Origin of the sequence: Streptomyces ureilyticus, from assembly GCF_011045025.1 — a bacterium.
GTDB lineage: Bacteria > Actinomycetota > Actinomycetes > Streptomycetales > Streptomycetaceae > Streptomyces > Streptomyces ureilyticus.
Genome location: NZ_JAAKZX010000006.1, coordinates 39753 through 56833, shown reverse-complemented (window position 1 = coordinate 56833; position 17081 = coordinate 39753). Strand labels below are relative to the sequence as shown.

16 protein-coding genes are annotated in these 17081 nt (G+C 69.9%); 11 read left to right on the top strand and 5 right to left on the bottom strand.

Annotation, left to right across the window (positions count from 1 at the left end):
- Positions 1 to 73: 73 nt before the first annotated feature.
- From G6048_RS03160 to G6048_RS03130, 6 genes are all read left to right on the top strand, one after another.
- Entirely contained in the window at positions 74 to 1579 is a 1506-nt protein-coding gene (locus tag G6048_RS03160; protein WP_165337907.1) for a potassium/proton antiporter, read from the top strand.
- Positions 1580 to 1807: 228 nt separating this feature from the next.
- Positions 1808 to 3097 carry an MFS transporter gene (locus G6048_RS03150; RefSeq protein WP_165337856.1) on the top strand — a complete coding sequence of 430 codons (1290 nt, stop codon included), beginning with the start codon at positions 1808 to 1810 and terminating at the stop codon, positions 3095 to 3097.
- Between the two features lie 69 nt (positions 3098 to 3166).
- A complete protein-coding gene (locus G6048_RS03145) occupies positions 3167 to 3493 on the top strand; it encodes an FmdB family zinc ribbon protein (protein WP_165337855.1) in 327 nt (108 codons plus the stop codon).
- Positions 3494 to 3567: 74 nt separating this feature from the next.
- The gene (locus G6048_RS03140) at positions 3568 to 4410 is read left to right on the top strand and encodes an S-methyl-5'-thioadenosine phosphorylase (RefSeq protein ID WP_165337854.1); all 843 of its coding nucleotides are present in this window, start codon (positions 3568 to 3570) and stop codon (positions 4408 to 4410) included.
- 302 nt (positions 4411 to 4712) lie between these two features.
- Complete coding sequence (locus G6048_RS03135) at positions 4713 to 5276, top strand: CpaB family protein (RefSeq protein WP_165337853.1); 564 nt, start codon at positions 4713 to 4715, stop codon at positions 5274 to 5276.
- A gap of 187 nt (positions 5277 to 5463) precedes the next feature.
- Positions 5464 to 5883 carry an MscL family protein gene (locus tag G6048_RS03130; protein ID WP_165337852.1) on the top strand — a complete coding sequence of 140 codons (420 nt, stop codon included), beginning with the start codon at positions 5464 to 5466 and terminating at the stop codon, positions 5881 to 5883.
- A 58-nt stretch (positions 5884 to 5941) separates the two neighbouring features.
- Here G6048_RS03130 and G6048_RS03125 read toward each other — a convergent pair whose 3' ends face one another.
- Positions 5942 to 6157 (bottom strand): hypothetical protein, encoded by a 216-nt coding sequence (locus tag G6048_RS03125; RefSeq protein WP_165337851.1) that lies wholly within the window; start codon positions 6155 to 6157, stop codon positions 5942 to 5944.
- 283 nt (positions 6158 to 6440) lie between these two features.
- On the opposite strand from G6048_RS03125, the gene G6048_RS49165 reads away from it, so the two are divergent.
- From G6048_RS49165 to G6048_RS03105, 5 genes are all read left to right on the top strand, one after another.
- Positions 6441 to 6890: a hypothetical protein gene (locus G6048_RS49165; RefSeq protein ID WP_235989441.1), complete on the top strand. Its 450-nt coding sequence runs from the start codon at positions 6441 to 6443 to the stop codon at positions 6888 to 6890.
- Positions 6891 to 6926: 36 nt separating this feature from the next.
- Complete coding sequence (locus G6048_RS03120) at positions 6927 to 7823, top strand: hypothetical protein (protein WP_235989440.1); 897 nt, start codon at positions 6927 to 6929, stop codon at positions 7821 to 7823.
- 110 nt (positions 7824 to 7933) lie between these two features.
- Complete coding sequence (locus G6048_RS03115; RefSeq protein ID WP_165337850.1) at positions 7934 to 8989, top strand: P1 family peptidase; 1056 nt, start codon at positions 7934 to 7936, stop codon at positions 8987 to 8989.
- A gap of 195 nt (positions 8990 to 9184) precedes the next feature.
- Positions 9185 to 9925 carry a DUF6227 family protein gene (locus G6048_RS03110; RefSeq protein WP_165337849.1) on the top strand — a complete coding sequence of 247 codons (741 nt, stop codon included), beginning with the start codon at positions 9185 to 9187 and terminating at the stop codon, positions 9923 to 9925.
- Between the two features lie 459 nt (positions 9926 to 10384).
- Positions 10385 to 10786: a hypothetical protein gene (locus G6048_RS03105; protein WP_165337848.1), complete on the top strand. Its 402-nt coding sequence runs from the start codon at positions 10385 to 10387 to the stop codon at positions 10784 to 10786.
- A 253-nt stretch (positions 10787 to 11039) separates the two neighbouring features.
- On the opposite strand, the gene G6048_RS03100 is transcribed toward G6048_RS03105, so the two are convergent.
- The 4 genes from G6048_RS03100 to G6048_RS03085 all read right to left on the bottom strand — a co-directional run bounded on the left by G6048_RS03100 (position 11040) and on the right by G6048_RS03085 (position 17006).
- A complete protein-coding gene (locus G6048_RS03100) occupies positions 11040 to 13220 on the bottom strand; it encodes a PTS fructose transporter subunit IIABC (RefSeq protein ID WP_165337847.1) in 2181 nt (726 codons plus the stop codon).
- A gap of 331 nt (positions 13221 to 13551) precedes the next feature.
- Positions 13552 to 14499 carry a 1-phosphofructokinase gene (gene pfkB, locus G6048_RS03095; RefSeq protein WP_165337846.1) on the bottom strand — a complete coding sequence of 316 codons (948 nt, stop codon included), beginning with the start codon at positions 14497 to 14499 and terminating at the stop codon, positions 13552 to 13554.
- Positions 14496 to 15257, bottom strand: a complete 762-nt coding sequence (locus tag G6048_RS03090; RefSeq protein WP_165337845.1) for a DeoR/GlpR family DNA-binding transcription regulator — start codon at positions 15255 to 15257, stop codon at positions 14496 to 14498. Before G6048_RS03090 ends, pfkB begins: the two co-directional genes overlap by 4 nt.
- A 234-nt stretch (positions 15258 to 15491) precedes the next feature.
- Entirely contained in the window at positions 15492 to 17006 is a 1515-nt protein-coding gene (locus G6048_RS03085; RefSeq protein ID WP_165337844.1) for an MFS transporter, read from the bottom strand.
- Positions 17007 to 17081 lie beyond the last annotated feature (75 nt).

Sequence of the window (17081 nt, the reverse complement as noted above, 5' to 3'; positions counted from 1 at the left end):
CTCGATCGTCAAGAAAGCGTCAAGAGTTAGGTAAAGTAACGAAGTACTTGCATGGCCGAGAGGGGAGCACCCGCTGACTGTCCACCACCTCAACCAGCTCCTGCTCGTCTGCTCTCTCGTTCTGCTCGTCGCGGTGGCAGCGGTTCGTATCTCTTCGCGCAGCGGGCTCCCCAGCCTGCTCGTCTACCTGGGCATCGGCGTCGCCATGGGGCAGGACGGCGTCGGCGGCATCCACTTCGACAACGCCGAACTGACCCAGGTCTTCGGGTACGCGGCCCTGGTCGTGATCCTGGCCGAGGGCGGTCTCGGCACGAAGTGGAAAGACATCAAGCCGGCGCTTCCGGCCGCCTCGTCACTGGCGCTGGTGGGCGTCGCGGTGAGCGTCGGCGTCACCGCCACGGCGGCCCACTACCTGATCGATCTGGAGTGGCGGCAGGCGCTCATCGTCGGCGCGGTGGTCTCCTCGACGGACGCGGCGGCGGTCTTCTCGGTGCTGCGCAGAGTGCCCCTGCCCGCGCGCCTGACGGGCATGCTGGAGGCCGAATCCGGCTTCAACGACGCTCCGGTGGTCATCCTCGTCGTCGCCTTCTCCACGGCCGGTCCGGTGGAGGACTGGTACGCGCTGATCGGCACGATAATCCTGGAGCTGGCCATCGGAGCGGCCATCGGGCTCGCGGTGGGCTTCGTCGGGGCGTACGGGCTGCGCCATGTGGCACTGCCCGCCTCCGGCCTCTACCCGATCGCCGTCATGGCCATCGCCGTCATGGCGTACGCGGGCGGAGCGCTCGCCCACGGCAGCGGCTTCCTCGCCGTGTATCTGGCGTCGATGGTGCTGGGCAACCAGAAGCTGCCGCACTGGCCCGCCACCCGCGGCTTCGCCGACGGGCTCGGCTGGATCGCCCAGATCGGCATGTTCGTCCTGCTCGGCCTGCTGGTCACGCCGCATGAACTGAAGGACGACTTCTGGCCCGCGCTGGCCATCGGCCTGGTGCTGACCGTGGTGGCGCGCCCCCTGAGCGTCGTGGTCGCGCTGCTGCCGTTCCGGCTGCCGTGGCGGGAGCAGGTCCTGATGTCCTGGGCTGGGCTGCGCGGCGCCGTGCCCATCATCCTGGCCACGATCCCCATGGTGAGCGGCATCGAAGAAAGCCGTCGCATCTTCAACATCGTCTTCATACTGGTCGTCGTCTACACCCTCGTACAGGGCCCGACTCTCCCCTGGCTGGGCCGGAAGCTGAGCCTGGACAAGTCCGCCACCGAGGCGGCCGACCTGGGCATCGAATCGGCACCCCTGGAGCGACTGCGCGGACATCTGCTGTCCGTAGCCATCCCGGAGGGGTCGAAAATGCACGGCGTCGAGATCAACGAGCTGCGGCTGCCCCCGGGGGCAGCGGTCACGCTGGTCGTCCGGGACGGTGAATCGTTCGTGCCTCTGCCGACGACGATCCTGCAACGCGGCGACGAACTCCTCGTGGTGGCCACGGACCCGGTCCGGGACGCGGCCGAGCGGCGACTGCGGGCGGTCGGGCAGGGCGGAAAGCTGGCGGGGTGGCTCGGAACGGGCGGCAACGGCACTTCGTAGGGGAATGCGGTTCGGGTTCTCGCTTTCCCAGGGCCACGCTTATTGATGCCTGTACGATGAAGGCGCACTCAGATCGACCCACCTCTGCCTGACGCAGAGCTGGCGCGACCGTATGGCGGCCGCTGCCCTCCCAGGGGCCCGGTATCTACCGCAGTTCCGCGCAAGAGGACAGCTCTCGGCGCGCCCCCCGCACGGGCGCGCGCTACCAGGTGGCAGAAAGGCACGGCCGTGGCATCCACGGTCACCTCCGAGTCCGCCAGGACATCGGTCACTTCCCGCCCCGGATACGGGCAACTGCTGCGCACCCGAGGCGCCTGGACGTTCCTGCTCCCCGGCTTCGCCGCACGGCAGCCGTTCGCGATGCTGACCCTCTCCATCGTGCTGCTCGTGCAGCACACCACCGGCTCGTACGGGGCTGCCGGTGCCGTCGCCGCCGTGACCGGTGTCTCCATGGCGCTGTTCGCACCCCTCACCGGTCGTCTCGCCGACCGTCACGGGCAGCGCACCGTCCTGGTGCCCGGCGTCCTAGGCCACACCCTGGCAGGCGTCTCCCTGACAGCGCTCGCGCTCACGGACGCTCCTCTGTGGGCGCTGTTCGTGGCGGCCGTCCCCACCGGCGCCTCCGTGCCACAGGTCGGGCCCATGGTGCGGGCCCGCTGGGGCGTCAGGCTCCAAGGTTCGCCCCTGATGACGACCGCGGCGGCCTTCGAGTCCGTCACGGACGAGCTGACCTTCGTACTCGGCCCGCTGCTGGCGACCGCGCTGTGCACCACCGTGGACCCGGCGGCAGGCCTGCTCACCGAGGCCACGCTGACCCTGGTCGGCGGTCTGCTGTTCGCGTCACAGAAGAGCACTCAGCCCGCTGTACGTCGCGAGGGGCACGCGCGCGTGGAGCACGCTTCCGCTGTGTCGGTCCCTGGGATACGCGTCTTGATCGTGGCCTTCCTGGGCATCGGTTCCGTCTTCGGCGGTCTTCAGGTCTCGCTCGCCGCGTTCACCGAGTCGATCGGCGAGCCCGGCCTGAACGGCGTCCTGTACGGCACGTTCGCCGCGGGCAACATGCTCTCCGGGATCATCTGCGGCGCCATCGCCTGGAAGAGGGCCCCGCGGCGCCGTCTGGTCATCGGGTATGCGGCACTGGCCCTGACCGCGACCGGTCTGTTGGCCGCGCACTCCGTGCTCACCCTGGCCGGCGTCGGCTTCCTGGTCGGCATGTGCGTCGCCCCCGCCCTGATCACCGGCTACACGCTGGTCGACGGCCTGGTGCCGGCAGGCGCCCGCACGGAGGCGTTCACCTGGCTGACCGGCGCGGTGGCGCTCGGGCAGGCGGCGGCCGTCACCGCCGCCGGACAACTGGAGGACCGTCTCTGGGACGGCGCCGGCTTCCTCGTCCCGATGGGCGGAACGCTGCTGGCTCTGGCGACGCTCGTGGCCTTGCGCTCGCGGCTCGTACCCAGGCCGGCCGGACGGACCGTCGCACGTGGCGTCGGTCACCGCGTACCGCTGGCAGTGGACTGAACGCTGGGAATAGGTCACTATTGATGGTCGTTAGCACTCATCGAGTGAGAGTGCCAGGAGGAAGACAAAGTGCCGACCTACCAGTATCAGTGCACCGCGTGCGGCGAGGGCCTCGAGGTGGTGCAGAAGTTCACCGAGGACGCCCTGACCGAGTGCCCCAGCTGTGATGGCCGCCTGAAGAAGGTGTTCTCCGCGGTCGGCATCGTCTTCAAGGGCTCCGGCTTCTACCGCAACGACAGCCGCGGCTCCTCGTCGAGCAGCTCGACGGCCAAGTCGTCCTCCTCGTCGAACGCCGCCCCCACGACCTCGACCTCGTCCTCCACGACGTCGTCTTCCTCCGAGTCTTCGTCGTCGTCCGGCGCCGGCACCTCCTCGAGCAGCAGCTCGGCCGCGTAAGGCTTCCTTACGAGACCCTGTCGTCGTACGACGGCGGGGTCCGCGGTGTTTTCGGGCCCGGTTAGGGTGCGGTCATGGCGAACACGGAGAACGTCGAGATCGGCGTCATTGGCGGCTCGGGCTTCTACTCCTTCCTCGACGACGTGACCGAGATACAGGTGGCCACGCCCTATGGGGCGCCCAGCGACTCCCTTTTCCTGGGCGAGATCGCCGGGCGGCGGGTCGCCTTCCTCCCCCGCCACGGCCGCGCCCACCATCTGCCGCCGCACCGCATCAACTACCGCGCGAACCTGTGGGCGCTGCGCTCCGTCGGGGCGCGTCAGGTGCTCGGGCCCTGCGCGGTCGGCGGGCTGCGTCCGGAGTACGGCCCGGGCACGCTGCTCGTACCGGACCAGCTGGTGGACCGTACGAAGTCCCGGGACCAGACGTACTTCGACGGGATGCCGCTGCCCGGCGGCCAGGTGCCGAACGTGGTGCATGTATCCCTGGCCGACCCGTACTGCCCCGTCGGGCGCGAGACCGCGCTGGAGGCGGCCCGCGGCCAGGACTGGGAGCCGGTGGACGGCGGGACGCTCGTGGTGGTCGAGGGGCCGAGGTTCTCGACCCGTGCCGAATCGTTGTGGCACCAGGCGCAGGGCTGGTCGGTGGTCGGCATGACCGGGCACCCCGAGGCGACGCTCGCCCGTGAACTCGAGCTCTGCTACACGTCGTTGACCCTGGTCACCGATCTCGACGCGGGGGCCGAGACCGGCGAGGGCGTCTCGCACGAGGAGGTGCTGCAGGTGTTCGCGGCGAATGTGGAACGGCTGCGGGGCGTGCTGTTCGACGCGGTGGCCGGACTGCCCGAGAACGGGGCGCGGGACTGCCTGTGCGCTAAAGCACTGGGCGGGATGGATCCGGGGTTCGAACTTCCGTAGGGCGGGCGTGGGAAACTCGGTCGGGCGGCCATCTGCGCCCGGGCCGGCTCTGTTGGCGGCTCGGTGGCTCTCGGCGGAGACACGGTCCCCGCGACCGCCCGGTGGCTCCGTGAACCGCTCGGTTGCTTCGTGGCCGCTCGGTGGCTCCGTGACCGGATCGGTTTTTTTGGGGGGCGGAACTCCCCCTTCGGGTGAGCGAGTTGTCCACAACCGGTCGGTAGTCCACGGGCCGCAGCGGGATTCGGCGCGAGGCCGCAGTCTGGCATCGCAAGCCGAAATCCCGACCGCTGGTGGTGGTTCTCGTGTCGCTACTCCCTTCCTTTCCGCGCCCGCTGGGCACGGACGCGCCCGTTACCTGCGAGGTGCCGCACTTCACTCCCGTGCGGGTGCGTGGCGGGCGGTATCAACTGCGGCGGCTCGTACGGCACAAAAGGCGGGCCGTGGCCGCGGGACTCGCCGTGACCGCTGCCGCGCTGGTTGCCGCGGGGCCACGGGACGCCGGCCGGGCGCGGGCCCCCTCCGCCGGTACACCGTCTGTCGCGGCGGAGTCGAGAGTGGCGGACGATCCCGTACGGAAGCGGCGGGCTGGCGAGATGGTGACGGCGCCGGTGCGGATCGCCGACGGCGCGACGGTACGGCTGTTGCGGCCGGGCGATCGCGTCGATGTCGTCGCGGCTGAGGAGTCGGCGGCGGGCGGCGGCAATGCGCGGGTGGTCGCGCGCGGGGTGCGGGTGACGAAGGTGCCCCAGGCCCTGGACGGTGTGGCCGAGGGCGGTGCGCTGGTCGTGCTGTCCGTGCCACGGCAGACGGCGGTGCGGCTGGCGGGAGCCGGGGCGACCTCGCGATTGGCGGTGACCCTGTGCTGAGCCTGCTCAAGAGGATCACCGGCTGGCTGTCAAGTCGCTCGTTGGAGCTGGGGTATTGGGCAGGCCCGCCACGCCCTGCCGTAGGTTGCGGAGCTGTTCGTTCCACAATTCGTACGGCTGAAGAGGGGCTCCCTGGTGAGCGAGAACAAGAAGGATCCGAGCCTGGGAGGGCTTCAAGACCTTCCTGATGCGCGGGAACGTCGTCGATCTGGCAGTAGCGGTGGTCATCGGCGCGGCCTTCACCAACATCGTCAACTCCGTGGTGCAGGGGATCATCAACCCCCTGGTGGGCGCGATCGGCACAAAGAACCTGGACAACTACAGCTCCTGCATCAAGGAGCCCTGCAGAGGCACCGGCGCCACCGCGGAAGGCGTCCGGATCATGTGGGGCTCGGTGCTCGGCGCGACGCTCTCGTTCGTGATCACCGCTGCCGTCGTCTACTTCCTGATGGTGCTGCCGATGTCCAAGTACCTGGCCCGGCAGGCGGCCCGCCAGAAGGAGAAGGAGGGCACCCACGAGGTCATCGAGGTGACCGAGCTGGAGGTCCTGAAGGAGATCCGCGACGCCCTGGTGGCGCAGCGCGGGTCCGGGCATACCGAGCGATAGCGCCAACGGCTCGTCAGGCCGGCCAGGCTCAAAGGTGGTGGGCTCAGAGGTGGTCGGCTCAGAGGTGGTGGGGCGGCTTCTCGTCCAGGAAGCGGGCCAGGTCCCCGGCGCTGTCACCGCTGGGCCGCTCGCCCCACCCGCCGTCCGTGTCGTCCTCGGACTGCCGGCTCAACGGATCGTCGAAGACCAGCGCGGGCTTGCGGGAGTCCCTGGGTGTCTGGCCTACCCCCTGCGAAGGCTCGGGGCGGGGTTCGGGGGCGGGGGTGCTACTCATGGCTTCAGGGTACGGCCCTGGGGATGGGCCGGGTTCGGGTGGCATATCCGGATTCCCTTTACGTGCGTTCCCTGGGGTGCTCGTCTCGTATGCGTCCCCACTCGTGCGGGCTCGGGCGTCTCGTCGACGCTGGGTGGACAGCTGTTGGTTGGGTTGTTTGGCCATGGTTGGCTGTTGTGTCCCTCGTGCGGGTGAACGGGGCTGGTTTTGTGGATTGCGTGCGCACCGGGAACGCATGATCGGTGCTGGCAGCTGAGTTCGCAGCGACCGGGGAGGGGCAGTCGTGGCGCGCAGGCACGGGAGGAGGCGGGAGCTGCGTGTGCTGGCGGCTCCGTTCACCGTGGCCGCTCCGTCGGGGGCGCGGATCCGGGACCGGCTGCGGCTGGATGCGGCCGATGAGAAGGTGCTGCGGCTGGTGGGTGAGCACCTGGGTCGTCATCAGCGGGCGGATCTGGCCGAGCGGGTCGGGATCGGCCAGGTTGCCGGGAAGGATGCCCGGCGGGCGGAGCGGAAGAAGAAGCTCACCGCGGTGTCCTCCTCCCGCTGGGCGGGGGCGATGACCCGGGCCAGCGAGGATCAGTACCAGCTGGCGATGCGCTGCCTGTTCGACGAGCGCGCGAGCCTGCGTCGGGCCATCGGCACCATCAGCCGCCGTCTGGCCGTCTCCTGTGGCCGGCGCTCGAAGAGCGGGGCGCGCGGCTACGCCGACCAGAGTGAACGGGCACACAAATAGCGCCGCCTGCACCTGCTGCAGGCCCGACTCGCCGTGGTGGAGCAGCAGATCGCTTCCGGGCGGCCGTCCATCACCGTCGGCGGACGGCGCCTGGCCAGGCAGCGGCACCACCTGGCCGACGCCCAACTCACCGAGGCCCAGTGGCGCCGGTGGTGGGAGGCGGCGAGGCTGTTTTTGACCGCCGACGGCGAGTCCGGCGCCCCGCACGGCAACTACACCATCGCGGTCGACCCCGGCGAGGGCACGGTGAGCATCGTGCTGCCCGAGCCGCTGCGGCACCTGGCCAACGAACCCCGCGGCCGCTACCGGCTGGGCTGCACCGTCACCTTCCACCACCGCCGCGGCGAGTGGCTGGACCGCGTCACCGCCCACCGGGCCGTGCGCTACGACATCACCTGCGACCCGGCCCGCGACCGCTGGTACCTCGACGCCAACTGGTCCGCCGACACCACCGTGCCGCCCACCCCGCACGAGTTCACGGCACTCGGTACACGGCTGCTGGGCGTCGACCTGAACGCCGACCACCTCGCCGCCTGCGTCCTCGATGCGCACGGCAACCCCATCGGCGCAGCCCTCAGCATCCCGCTTCACCTGACCGGCCCGACCGCCGCCCGGGACGGCAGGCTACGCGCCGCGATCAGCGCCCTGATCACCCTCGCCCGCGAGCAGGGCTGCGCCGCAATCGCCATCGAGAACCTGGGCTTCACTGACGCCCGCCGGGCCGGGCGGGAGACCATGGGCCGCGGGCGGCGCGGGAAGGCGTTCCGCCGCACCGTGGCCGGTATCCCCACCGCCCGCTTCCGCGAACGGCTGCGCGGCATGGCGTATCACGCCGGGCGCCGCATCCCAACCGCGGGCCTGCGGGACCGCGAGCCCACCCAGGACAGCGGGCACGCCCAACCCGGGCGGCAAGACCCGACTGCGCCAAGGTGACCAGCTCGCGCTGTTCCCCGGCCCTCAACACCGTTCGGAGGGCCACCGGACCAGACATCCGGACTACGGCGAGTTGACCAACACCGGCCAACAACCCTAGGAACAGTGCCATGACAGTTGGCGCTCTGACAGATGTGGCCGGACTGCGCGTGGGGCACGCCACGCGGACCGGCGGTGGTTGGCTGACCGGTACGACGGTCGTCCTGGCCCCGGAGGGCGGTGCCGTCGCAGCCGTGGACGTGCGCGGCGGCGGACCCGGCACCAAGGAGACCGATGCCCTTGATCCACGCAACGTGGTGCGGAAGGTCGAGGCACTGGTCCTGACCGGCGGCAGTGCGTACGGGCTGGACTCGGCGGCGGGCGTGATGGCCTGGCTGGAAGAGAGGGGGCGCGGGGTACGCGTCGGGCCCGATCCGGCGCACGTGGTGCCGGTCGTCCCGGCAGCCTGTGTCTTCGACCTGGGGCGCGGCGGCGACTTCCGGGCCAGGCCCGACGCGGCGACCGGACGCGAGGCGGTGGCGGCAGCAGCCGCGAGCGAGCTCGGCGCGCCGGTCCGGGAGGGCTGCGTGGGCGCCGGCACGGGAGCGGCGGTCGGGAGCATGAAGGGAGGGGTCGGCAGCGCGAGTGCCGTGCTCGACTCGGGAGTCACGGTGGCGGCGCTGGTGGTGGCCAACGCGGCGGGGTCGGCGGTGGATCCACTGACAGGGGCGTTGTACGGGGAGCTGCTTCAGGGACGTATGACGTATCCGGCGAAGGAGGTGCATGAAGCGGCGCGGGCGCGGCTGGCCGAGACCGCGGCGAGGAACGGTGCTCCCCCGCTGAACACCACGCTCGCAGTGGTCGGCACCGACGCGGAGTTGTCGAAGGCGCAGGCGCAGAAGCTGGCGGGGACGGCGCACGACGGGATCGCGCGCGCCGTACGGCCGGTGCATCTGCTCAACGACGGGGACACGGTGTTCGCGCTCGCCACGGGGGCGCGTCCGCTGGCGGAGGAGAACCCGCTCGCATTGAACGAGATCCTCGCGGCCGGGGCGGATCTGGTGACGCAGGCGATCGTGAGGGCGGTGCGGGCCGCCGAGTCGTTGGAGGGGCCGGGTGGGGTGTGGCCGGCGTACGGGGAGCTGTATGGCGAGTTGCAGTGGAGTCCGGAAGGGAGCGGCCTGTGAGCGGGGGCGCGCCGGAAGGGGCGTCCGCCCCCTTCTGAGCAGGGGTGTTTGAGGCTGGGTCATGGCGGGTGGGAACTTTTCACGTGGGTTCGACGTTTTCTGTGCGTACGTTTTCTCGGTTCCCGGACATGATGTCCGACTGAGGGGCTACGGTATGCACCCACAAGGTGACATGCAGCAACGCCGGGAGAAACCTTGAGCGTTCCGTACGAGACGGCAGCGTACGAGCCACCCGAGTCGCCCGAGTCTCCTGAGGAGCATCTCGCGCGACTCCTCGGCCGCGCCCTGAACTCCTTCGAGCTCTCCGACGAGACGATAGGGCGGCTCGACTGCGCGCTGGCGCACGACAGTTCGCTGCACTCCGCGCACCACAGCGCAGGGCTGCACCGCGAGACGTACCGGCACACGTGGCTGCTCGCCGACGGTTCGGCGCTCACGTTGTGGGAGCTAGTCCACAACACCGGGTCCGGCAGCCATGTGGAGCACGAGGTGTACGAGGATCGGGAGGAGCTGCGGACCGCAACCGCACGGTTGCCGCTGCCGCCAGACGAGCCGGAGTTCGAGGTGCCGATCATGGCACTGCACGCACCGGTTACTGAGCCTCGGCATGTGTACGTGCTCGACAACTCGGCGGATCATGGGCGCCGGCTGCTGCGGCGGGCCGAGAACGTGGACCGGCCGGGCGAAGAGATGGCCGAGTTGCTGCGGATGGCGTTCGCGCACGAGATCACTCAGGCGTTTGGCCGGCCGTATGGGGGCCGGGGGGTGGGCTTCTCGCTCTACGAGCACGCGTTCCTGCTGCTGGACGGGCGGGAGTTGTCCCTCTGGGAGGTCGAGCACACGGCTACGCCTGACGGGCGGCACGTGTGCGAGGTGTACACGAGCGAGGACGCTGCACGGGATGCCATGGAGCGACGGGCTGCGCGGGAGTCGTAACGCCGACCCAGGCCTTTGGACTGCCTTTGGGCGCGGACTGTGACACGTCTCGCGGGTACCACGAAGAACTCAAAATGTCCCAATTGAGACAAGCGGGCGGCAATCTCGGCCGCCCCGCTTCTCGCGCCGGGGGACTATACCGCCACGGTCACAGAAAGCCGTCGATACATTCGGCGAGCGCTACGCTCGCCGCGGCCGGGTGGCTTTCTTTGCGCGGTTCGCCGAAACCTCCCCTTTGAATTCCCCCGAAGCGTTTCGCTCCGGTCACATAACCCCCATCCTCTAGATCAACGTGGGCGATACGGTGATCCGGCTTTGCAACATGGACACTCCGGCGCACGCAGACTGACCGCTGATCTGCGCCGTGGGGAGAACGAACCTATCTGGGGGAAGGATATTGTGACTCACCATCAGCACATACAAACGGCTGCAGCCGCCAAGGCGCCACGTCATCGTTGGGTGATCGCTCTGCTTGCGGTCCTCGCAGCGCTCATGGTTACCGTGGGGCAGGCGACCCCGGCCGAGGCCGCCTCGACGAAGCGCGTCTGCGCCCCGTCCGGAAAGTGCGTCACGGTCAAGAAGTCCGAGTACTGCTATCCCGCCAAGGAGGGGTGCGGGAGGCAGATGTACCGAGAGGCACGCCCTGGGGAGTACTGCTCTCCCTCGGTTGGTTGCGTCACCTACGAGGGGAAGAACTACTTCTACACCGGGGGTCCGAAGCCGACGGAGGCGCAGAAGACTCTGGCTCGTAAATGTGGCGCCTCTCTCGGCGTTTCGTGGCTCGGTGCGCTCGGCTTCGGCGGCGGACCGGTCGGCGTCACCGTTCTCGGCGTGGCTGTGGCACTCTGGGGATGCTCGTGAGACTTCACGGGGCAGTAACAGCAGGAGGGCAAGAAACGACTCCCGCCCCACCAGCAGAAGTCCCTATCGACCGCTTTTCCGAGCGCTGTCGGTGAACTCCGGACCTGCATGACGAGGGCCTGCACAACCCGATTGCGGTTGTACAGGCCCTCGTCATGCTCGGGAGTGGCCCGTGCGGTATTTCCGTGGAGAATTTCCCGCATCGGGACAGGGTTCAGGCCCTGTCCCGATGCGTGTCCCGAATCCTCGTGGCCTACGCCGCCACCGGCTGCTTCGTCTCCGGTGCCGTGGCATCGGAGGACTCCGCAGTCGCCGGGCCCGTCTTGCGCATGCCCTTCAGAATGATGACCAGGCCTGCCGTGACCGCCGTACCGATCGCGATGGCCAGCAGGTACAGGACCGGCTTGCCGATCAGCAAGGTGACCCAGACGCCGCCGTGCGGGGCCCGCAGGGTCGAGCCGAAGGCCATGCTCAGCGCGCCGGTAACCGCGCCGCCCGCCATGGAGGCGGGGATGACACGCAGGGGGTCGGCGGCCGCGAACGGGATCGCGCCCTCAGTTATGAAGGAAGCACCCAGCACCACAGCTGCCTTGCCGTTCTCCCGCTCCGCCGTCGTGAATAGCTTCTTACGGACGATCGTCGCAAGGGCCATGCCAAGCGGGGGCACCATGCCGGCCGCCATCACGGCCGCCATGATCTTCATGGCCGAGCTACTGGGGTCCGCGACCGAGATACCGGACGTCGCGAAGGTGTACGCGACCTTGTTGACTGGGCCGCCGAGGTCGAAGCACATCATCAGGCCAAGCAGGATGCCGAGCAGGATGGCGTTGGTGCCGGAGAGGCCGTTGAGCCAGTCGGTCAGGCCTTTCTGTACCTCGGAGATCGGCTTGCCGATGACGACGAACATCAGGAATCCGACGACTGCCGAGCCGATCAGCGGGATCACCACCACTGGCATGATGCCGCGCAGTGCTGGCGGGATGTTTATCCGCTGGATTCCGAGGACCACACCACCGGCGATCAGACCAGCAGCCAGACCGCCCAGGAAGCCCGCGCCGATCGTCAGGGAGATCGCGCCACCTACGAAGCCGGGCACGAGACCCGGTCGGTCCGCCATGCCGTACGCGATGTATCCGGCGAGGACAGGCACCAGGAAGCCGAAGGCCGCTGCCCCGATCTGGAACAGCAGGGCGCCCCAGCTGTCCACCTGGCCCCAGTCGAAGTGCTCGATGACCGGCTTGGCCTTGTCGATCTCCCAGCCGCCGATCGCGAAGCCGAGGGCGATGAGCAGACCGCCCGCTGCGACGAACGGGACCATGTAACTGACGCCGGTCATCAGCCACTTGCGGAGCTTGGTGCCGTAGCCCTCGCCGGGCTCTCCGGCCCGCTCGACCGGCGTACCGCCGGGCCTCGCGGCCGCGGTGGCCTCGCCGCGCTCGGCCTTGGCCCGGACCTCGGCGATCAGCTCGGCGGGCCGGTTGATGCCCGCCTTCACGCCGACGTCCACCGTCGGCTTCCCGGCGAAGCGGTCCTTCTCCCGTACGGGCACATCGTGGGCGAAGATCACGCCGTCCGCGGCGGCGATGACGGCCGGGTCGAGCCGGTTGAAGCCCGCCGAGCCCTGCGGCTCGACGACTACCTCGACGTCGGGGTTGTCGCGGCCCGCATTCTCCAGCGCCTCGGCCGCCATGTACGTATGCGCGATGCCGGTGGGGCAGGAGGTGACAGCGACGATACGGAACGGCCGGCCGCCGGACTGGGCGGAGCCGGTGCCGTCGGCGCTCGGCGCCCCAGCCGCCGTGCCGGTTGCGGAAGCCTCCGCGACCTGCGCCGGGGCGGAGCCGTCGTCCTCGGCGGTCGTCGTCCCAGGGGCCGAGTTGTCCGCGGCGGCATCGGCGGAGGCCGCTCCTGCCGGGGCCGCCGCGGAGTCTGTGGTGTCTGCGGAGTCTTCGGTGGTGCCCACCGTGGTGGCGACCTGAGCGGCCACCGCGGGCTCGTTCCCACGGACCAGGGCGGCGGCCCCCTCCGCGTCGTCCACCGCCCGCAGCGCGGAGGTGAACTCGGTGTTCATCAGCTGCCTGGCCAGCGACGACAGGATCGTGAGGTGGTCGTCGTCGGCACCGGCCGGGGCGGCGATCAGGAAGATCAGGTCGGCGGGCCCGTCCGGAGCGCCGAAGTCGATCCCGGCGGCGCTGCGCCCGAAGGCCAGCGTCGGCTCGGTGACGTGTTCGCTGCGGCAGTGCGGGATGCCGATGCCGCCGTCGAGGCCGGTCGGCATCTGTGCCTCGCGGGCGGCCACGTCGGCGAGGAAGCCCTCGAGGTCGGTCACCCGACCCTTGGCCACCATGCGCTCGGCGAGGGCGCGCGCCGCCGCTTCTTTCGTATCGGCGGACAGGTCGAGGTCGACCAGGTCCGCGGTGATCATCTCGCTCATCGCGGGCTCCTTCGCACGCGTATCGCCCGGGGGATGTCATGGGCGGGGACGGGGGTGTTGCATTCAGACCGGCTGCGTTCAGACAGGCTGCGTTCAGACAGGCTGCGTTCAGACAGGCTGCGTACAGATGAACCGGACTCGACCGTGACCGAATTGCCGGAAGTGTCACACACGCCGAGGTCGAGGGGGAAGGCGGAGGCGGGGCCGGGGAAGCCCCGCCTCCCCGTGGCTGCGGCGGGGAGGGGCAGGCCCCACCGCTTCAGGGCCGATCCAGGGGCCGTACGAGACGTACGGGCTGCGGAGGCCGAACCAGCGTTAGCGGTACGGAAGTTCATGACACCGGCTCCGTGAGTACGCGGTCCACCGGAACCGCCGACGTGACGGTCACGGCGTCGGGGTCGAGGTCGGCCGGGCCCGGCATCACGCTGCCGGGGAGCTGGACGGCCGCGGCGCCGTGCGCGACGGCGGAGGCGAGGGCGTCGGGGCCGCTACCGCCGGCGATCAGGAAACCGGCGAGCGAGGAGTCACCCGCGCCCACATTGCTGCGAACCGTCTCGACCCGCGCACTGCCGAACCACACGCCCGAGGCCTCGACGAGCAGCTGCCCGTCCGCGCCGAGGCTGGCCAGCACCGCTCCGGCGCCCTGTTCCCGCAGGTCCTCGGCGGCCTTGACCGCGTCGCCGATGGTGGCGAGGGGGCGGCCGACCGCTTCCGCCAGTTCCTCGGCGTTCGGCTTGACGACGTCGGGTCGTTCCCGCAGGGCCGCGAGCAGTGCCGGTCCTGAGGTGTCCAGGGCGATGCGGGTGCCGGCGGCGTGTGCCCGGGCGACCAGTGCGGCGTACCAGGACGGGGCGAGGCCGCGCGGCAGGCTGCCGCAGCAGGCGATCCAGGAGGCGTCGCGGGACTGGGCCCGTACCGTCTCCAGGAGCAACTCCTCCTCGGTGGAGGTGAGTTCGGGTCCGGGTGCGTTGATCTTCGTCAGTACCCCGTCGGCCTCGGCGAGGGAGATGTTGGAGCGCGTCGGCCCGGCGACCGGGACCGGCGCGACCTCGATGCCCTGCGCGTGAAGCAGGTCCGCGACGAGGGAGCCGGGGGCGCCGCCGAGCGGCAGTACGGCGACGGTGCGCCGGCCGGCGGCGGTGACCGCCCGTGAGACGTTGACGCCCTTGCCGCCCGGGTCCATGCGTTCGCCGGTGGCCCGGATGACCTCGCCGCGGTCGAGCGACGGGACCTCGTAGGTCCGGTCGAGCGAGGGATTGGGGGTGACGGTGAGGATCATGCACGCACCACTTCCGTGCCGCCCCGCTTGAGGGCGGTCGCGTCTTCAGGGCTCAGCCCGCTGTCGGTGATCAGGACGTCCACGTCGTCGAGGGCGCCGAAGCGCGCGAAGTGCTCCTGGCCGTGCTTGGCGGAGTCGGCGAGCAGCACCACACGGCGCGCGGCGCCGAGGGCCGCGCGCTTCACGGCGGCCTCGGCGAGGTCGGGCGTGGTCAGTCCGGAATCGAGGGAGAAGCCGTTCGTGGCGAGGAAGACGACATCGGCGCGGATCTCGCCGTACGCCCGCAGCGCCCAGGCGTCGACAGCGGCGCGTGTACGGTGACGTACGCGCCCCCCGACGAGGTGGAGCTGAATGCCCGGGTGATCGGCGAGGCGGGCCGCGATGGGGAGGCTGTGCGTCACGACGGTGAGCGTGGTCTCCAGCGGGAGGGACCCGGCGAGCCGGGCGATGGTCGTGCCCGCGTCGAGAATCATCGTGCCGTTGCTGGGCAGTTCGGCGAGTGCGGCGCGTGCGATGCGGTCTTTCTCGTCGGCCGCGGTGGTCTCCCGCTCGGCCAGATCGGGCTCGAAGTCGAGCCGGCCGGCCGGGATGGCACCGCCATGGACTCGGCGTACGAGGCCGGCGCGGTCCAGCGCCTTGAGGTCGCGTCGGATCGTCTCGGCCGTGACCTGGAATTCCTCGGCCAACGACACCACGTCCACGCGGCCACCGTCACGCGCCAGCCGGAGAATCTCCTGCTGCCGCTCCGGTGCGTACATGTCCGTTCGCCTCCGTCCATGCCCGAACGTGTGGTTTCACTCGGCAGAGTACGCCCGAATTTCAGCCATGTAAACGGGGGCGGACGTAAAAGTGGGCACGAACGGACATCGATCGGAAGGACCCAGAAAGGCTGGGCGTGAGTCGGGGAGAGCCGGTCCCCGGGACAGCCGTCAGGCCCGGTCCCCAGTGGGACCAGGCCTGAGGACAAACCGGGCCGGCATGAACTCGTGGTCTCAGCCCACGAGTTCGGGCTCCTTGTCCGCGTCGGCGGGCGTCGGCTCGGCGCCCTCCACATGCTGGGCCGGCCGCTTCGGCAGGGCGAACATCAGCAGGAAGATGGCCGTCATCACCGCGGCGACCCAGATCAGCGCGTTCTGGAAGGCGTCGACGAAGGCCGCGCCCACCTCGGCCCGCGGCAGATGGTCGGACATCGTGCCGAAGAAGACCACGGACACCAGGCCGAGCCCGAGCGCGTTACCCATCTGCTGGACCGTACTGATCAGGCCGGACGCCGAACCCGAGTGCTCGCGGGGCACCTCGGAGAGGATCGCGTCGGTCAGCGGGGCCACGATCAGGCCCATGCCCACACCCATGACCACCAGCGGGAGCGCCATCTGCCAGGGCGCGATGGACAGGCCGTACCTCTCGGACTCCCAGATATAGATCACGACACCCAGGGCCATGATCAGCGCGCCCGCCTGGAGCACCTTCCGCCCGAACCGCGGCGTCAGCTTCTGCACCGACAGCCCGGCCGCGATCGACACCGCGATCGAGAAAGGGACGCCCGTCAGGCCGGCCCGCAGCTCGCCCCAGCCGAGGCCGGCCTGCATGTAGAACGTCCACACCAGGAAGAAGATGCCCAGCGCGATCCCGAAGACCGTCTGCACCGCGATGCCCGCCGCGAAGCTCTTCACCTTGAAGAGGGAGAGCTCGACCAGCGGCGAACCGTCCCGCACGGTCTTCCTCTTCTCGTACGCCACCAGCGCGGCGAACACGACAAGCGCGCCGCCCATCGAGACGTAACCCCACATCGGCCAGCCCAGCTCACGACCGCGGATCAGCGGGTAGAGCAGCATCAGCAGGCCGAGGGTGACGAGGGCGACGCCGACGAGGTCCAGCTTGAGGGCGTGCGGGGCCTTGGACTCGGTGATGTAGCGGCGGCCCAGGATCAGGCCCGCGATGCCCACCGGCAGGTTGATGAGGAAGATCGGCCGCCACTCGAGCCCGAACAGGTTCCACTCGGTCAGCAGCGCGCCCAGCAGCGGGCCGGACACCGCCCCGAGCCCGACGACCGCGCCGAACAGGCCGAACACCTTGCCGCGTTCGTGCGCCGGGAAGGTGGCGTGCACGATCGACAGCACCTGCGGCACCATCAGCGCGGCCATACCGCCCTGGAGGATGCGGGAGGCGACCAGCATCTCGGGATTCGCGGCGAATCCGCACAGGGCCGACGCGAGCGTGAATCCGCCGATGCCGATGAGGAAGAGGCGCTTACGGCCATGGATGTCACCGAGCCGCCCGCCGGTGATCAGGCCCGCGGCGAAGGCGAGCGCGTATCCGGCCGTGATCCACTGGATCTGGCCGTACGACGCGCCGGCCTCCCGCTGGATCGACGGGATCGCGATATTGACGATCGTGACGTCGACCAGATCCATGAAGGCCGCGGTCATCACGATGGCGAGGGCGATCCATCGCCGCCGGTCGGCCTGGGCGGCCGGGCTGTTGGGAGGGGTCTCGGTTGAGGTCATGCTTCGAAGTTAGGGGGCTAGTAGGTCAGGTCATGTCCTAGTGGTCGGGCATCCTCGAAGTAGCCGAGAAAACGG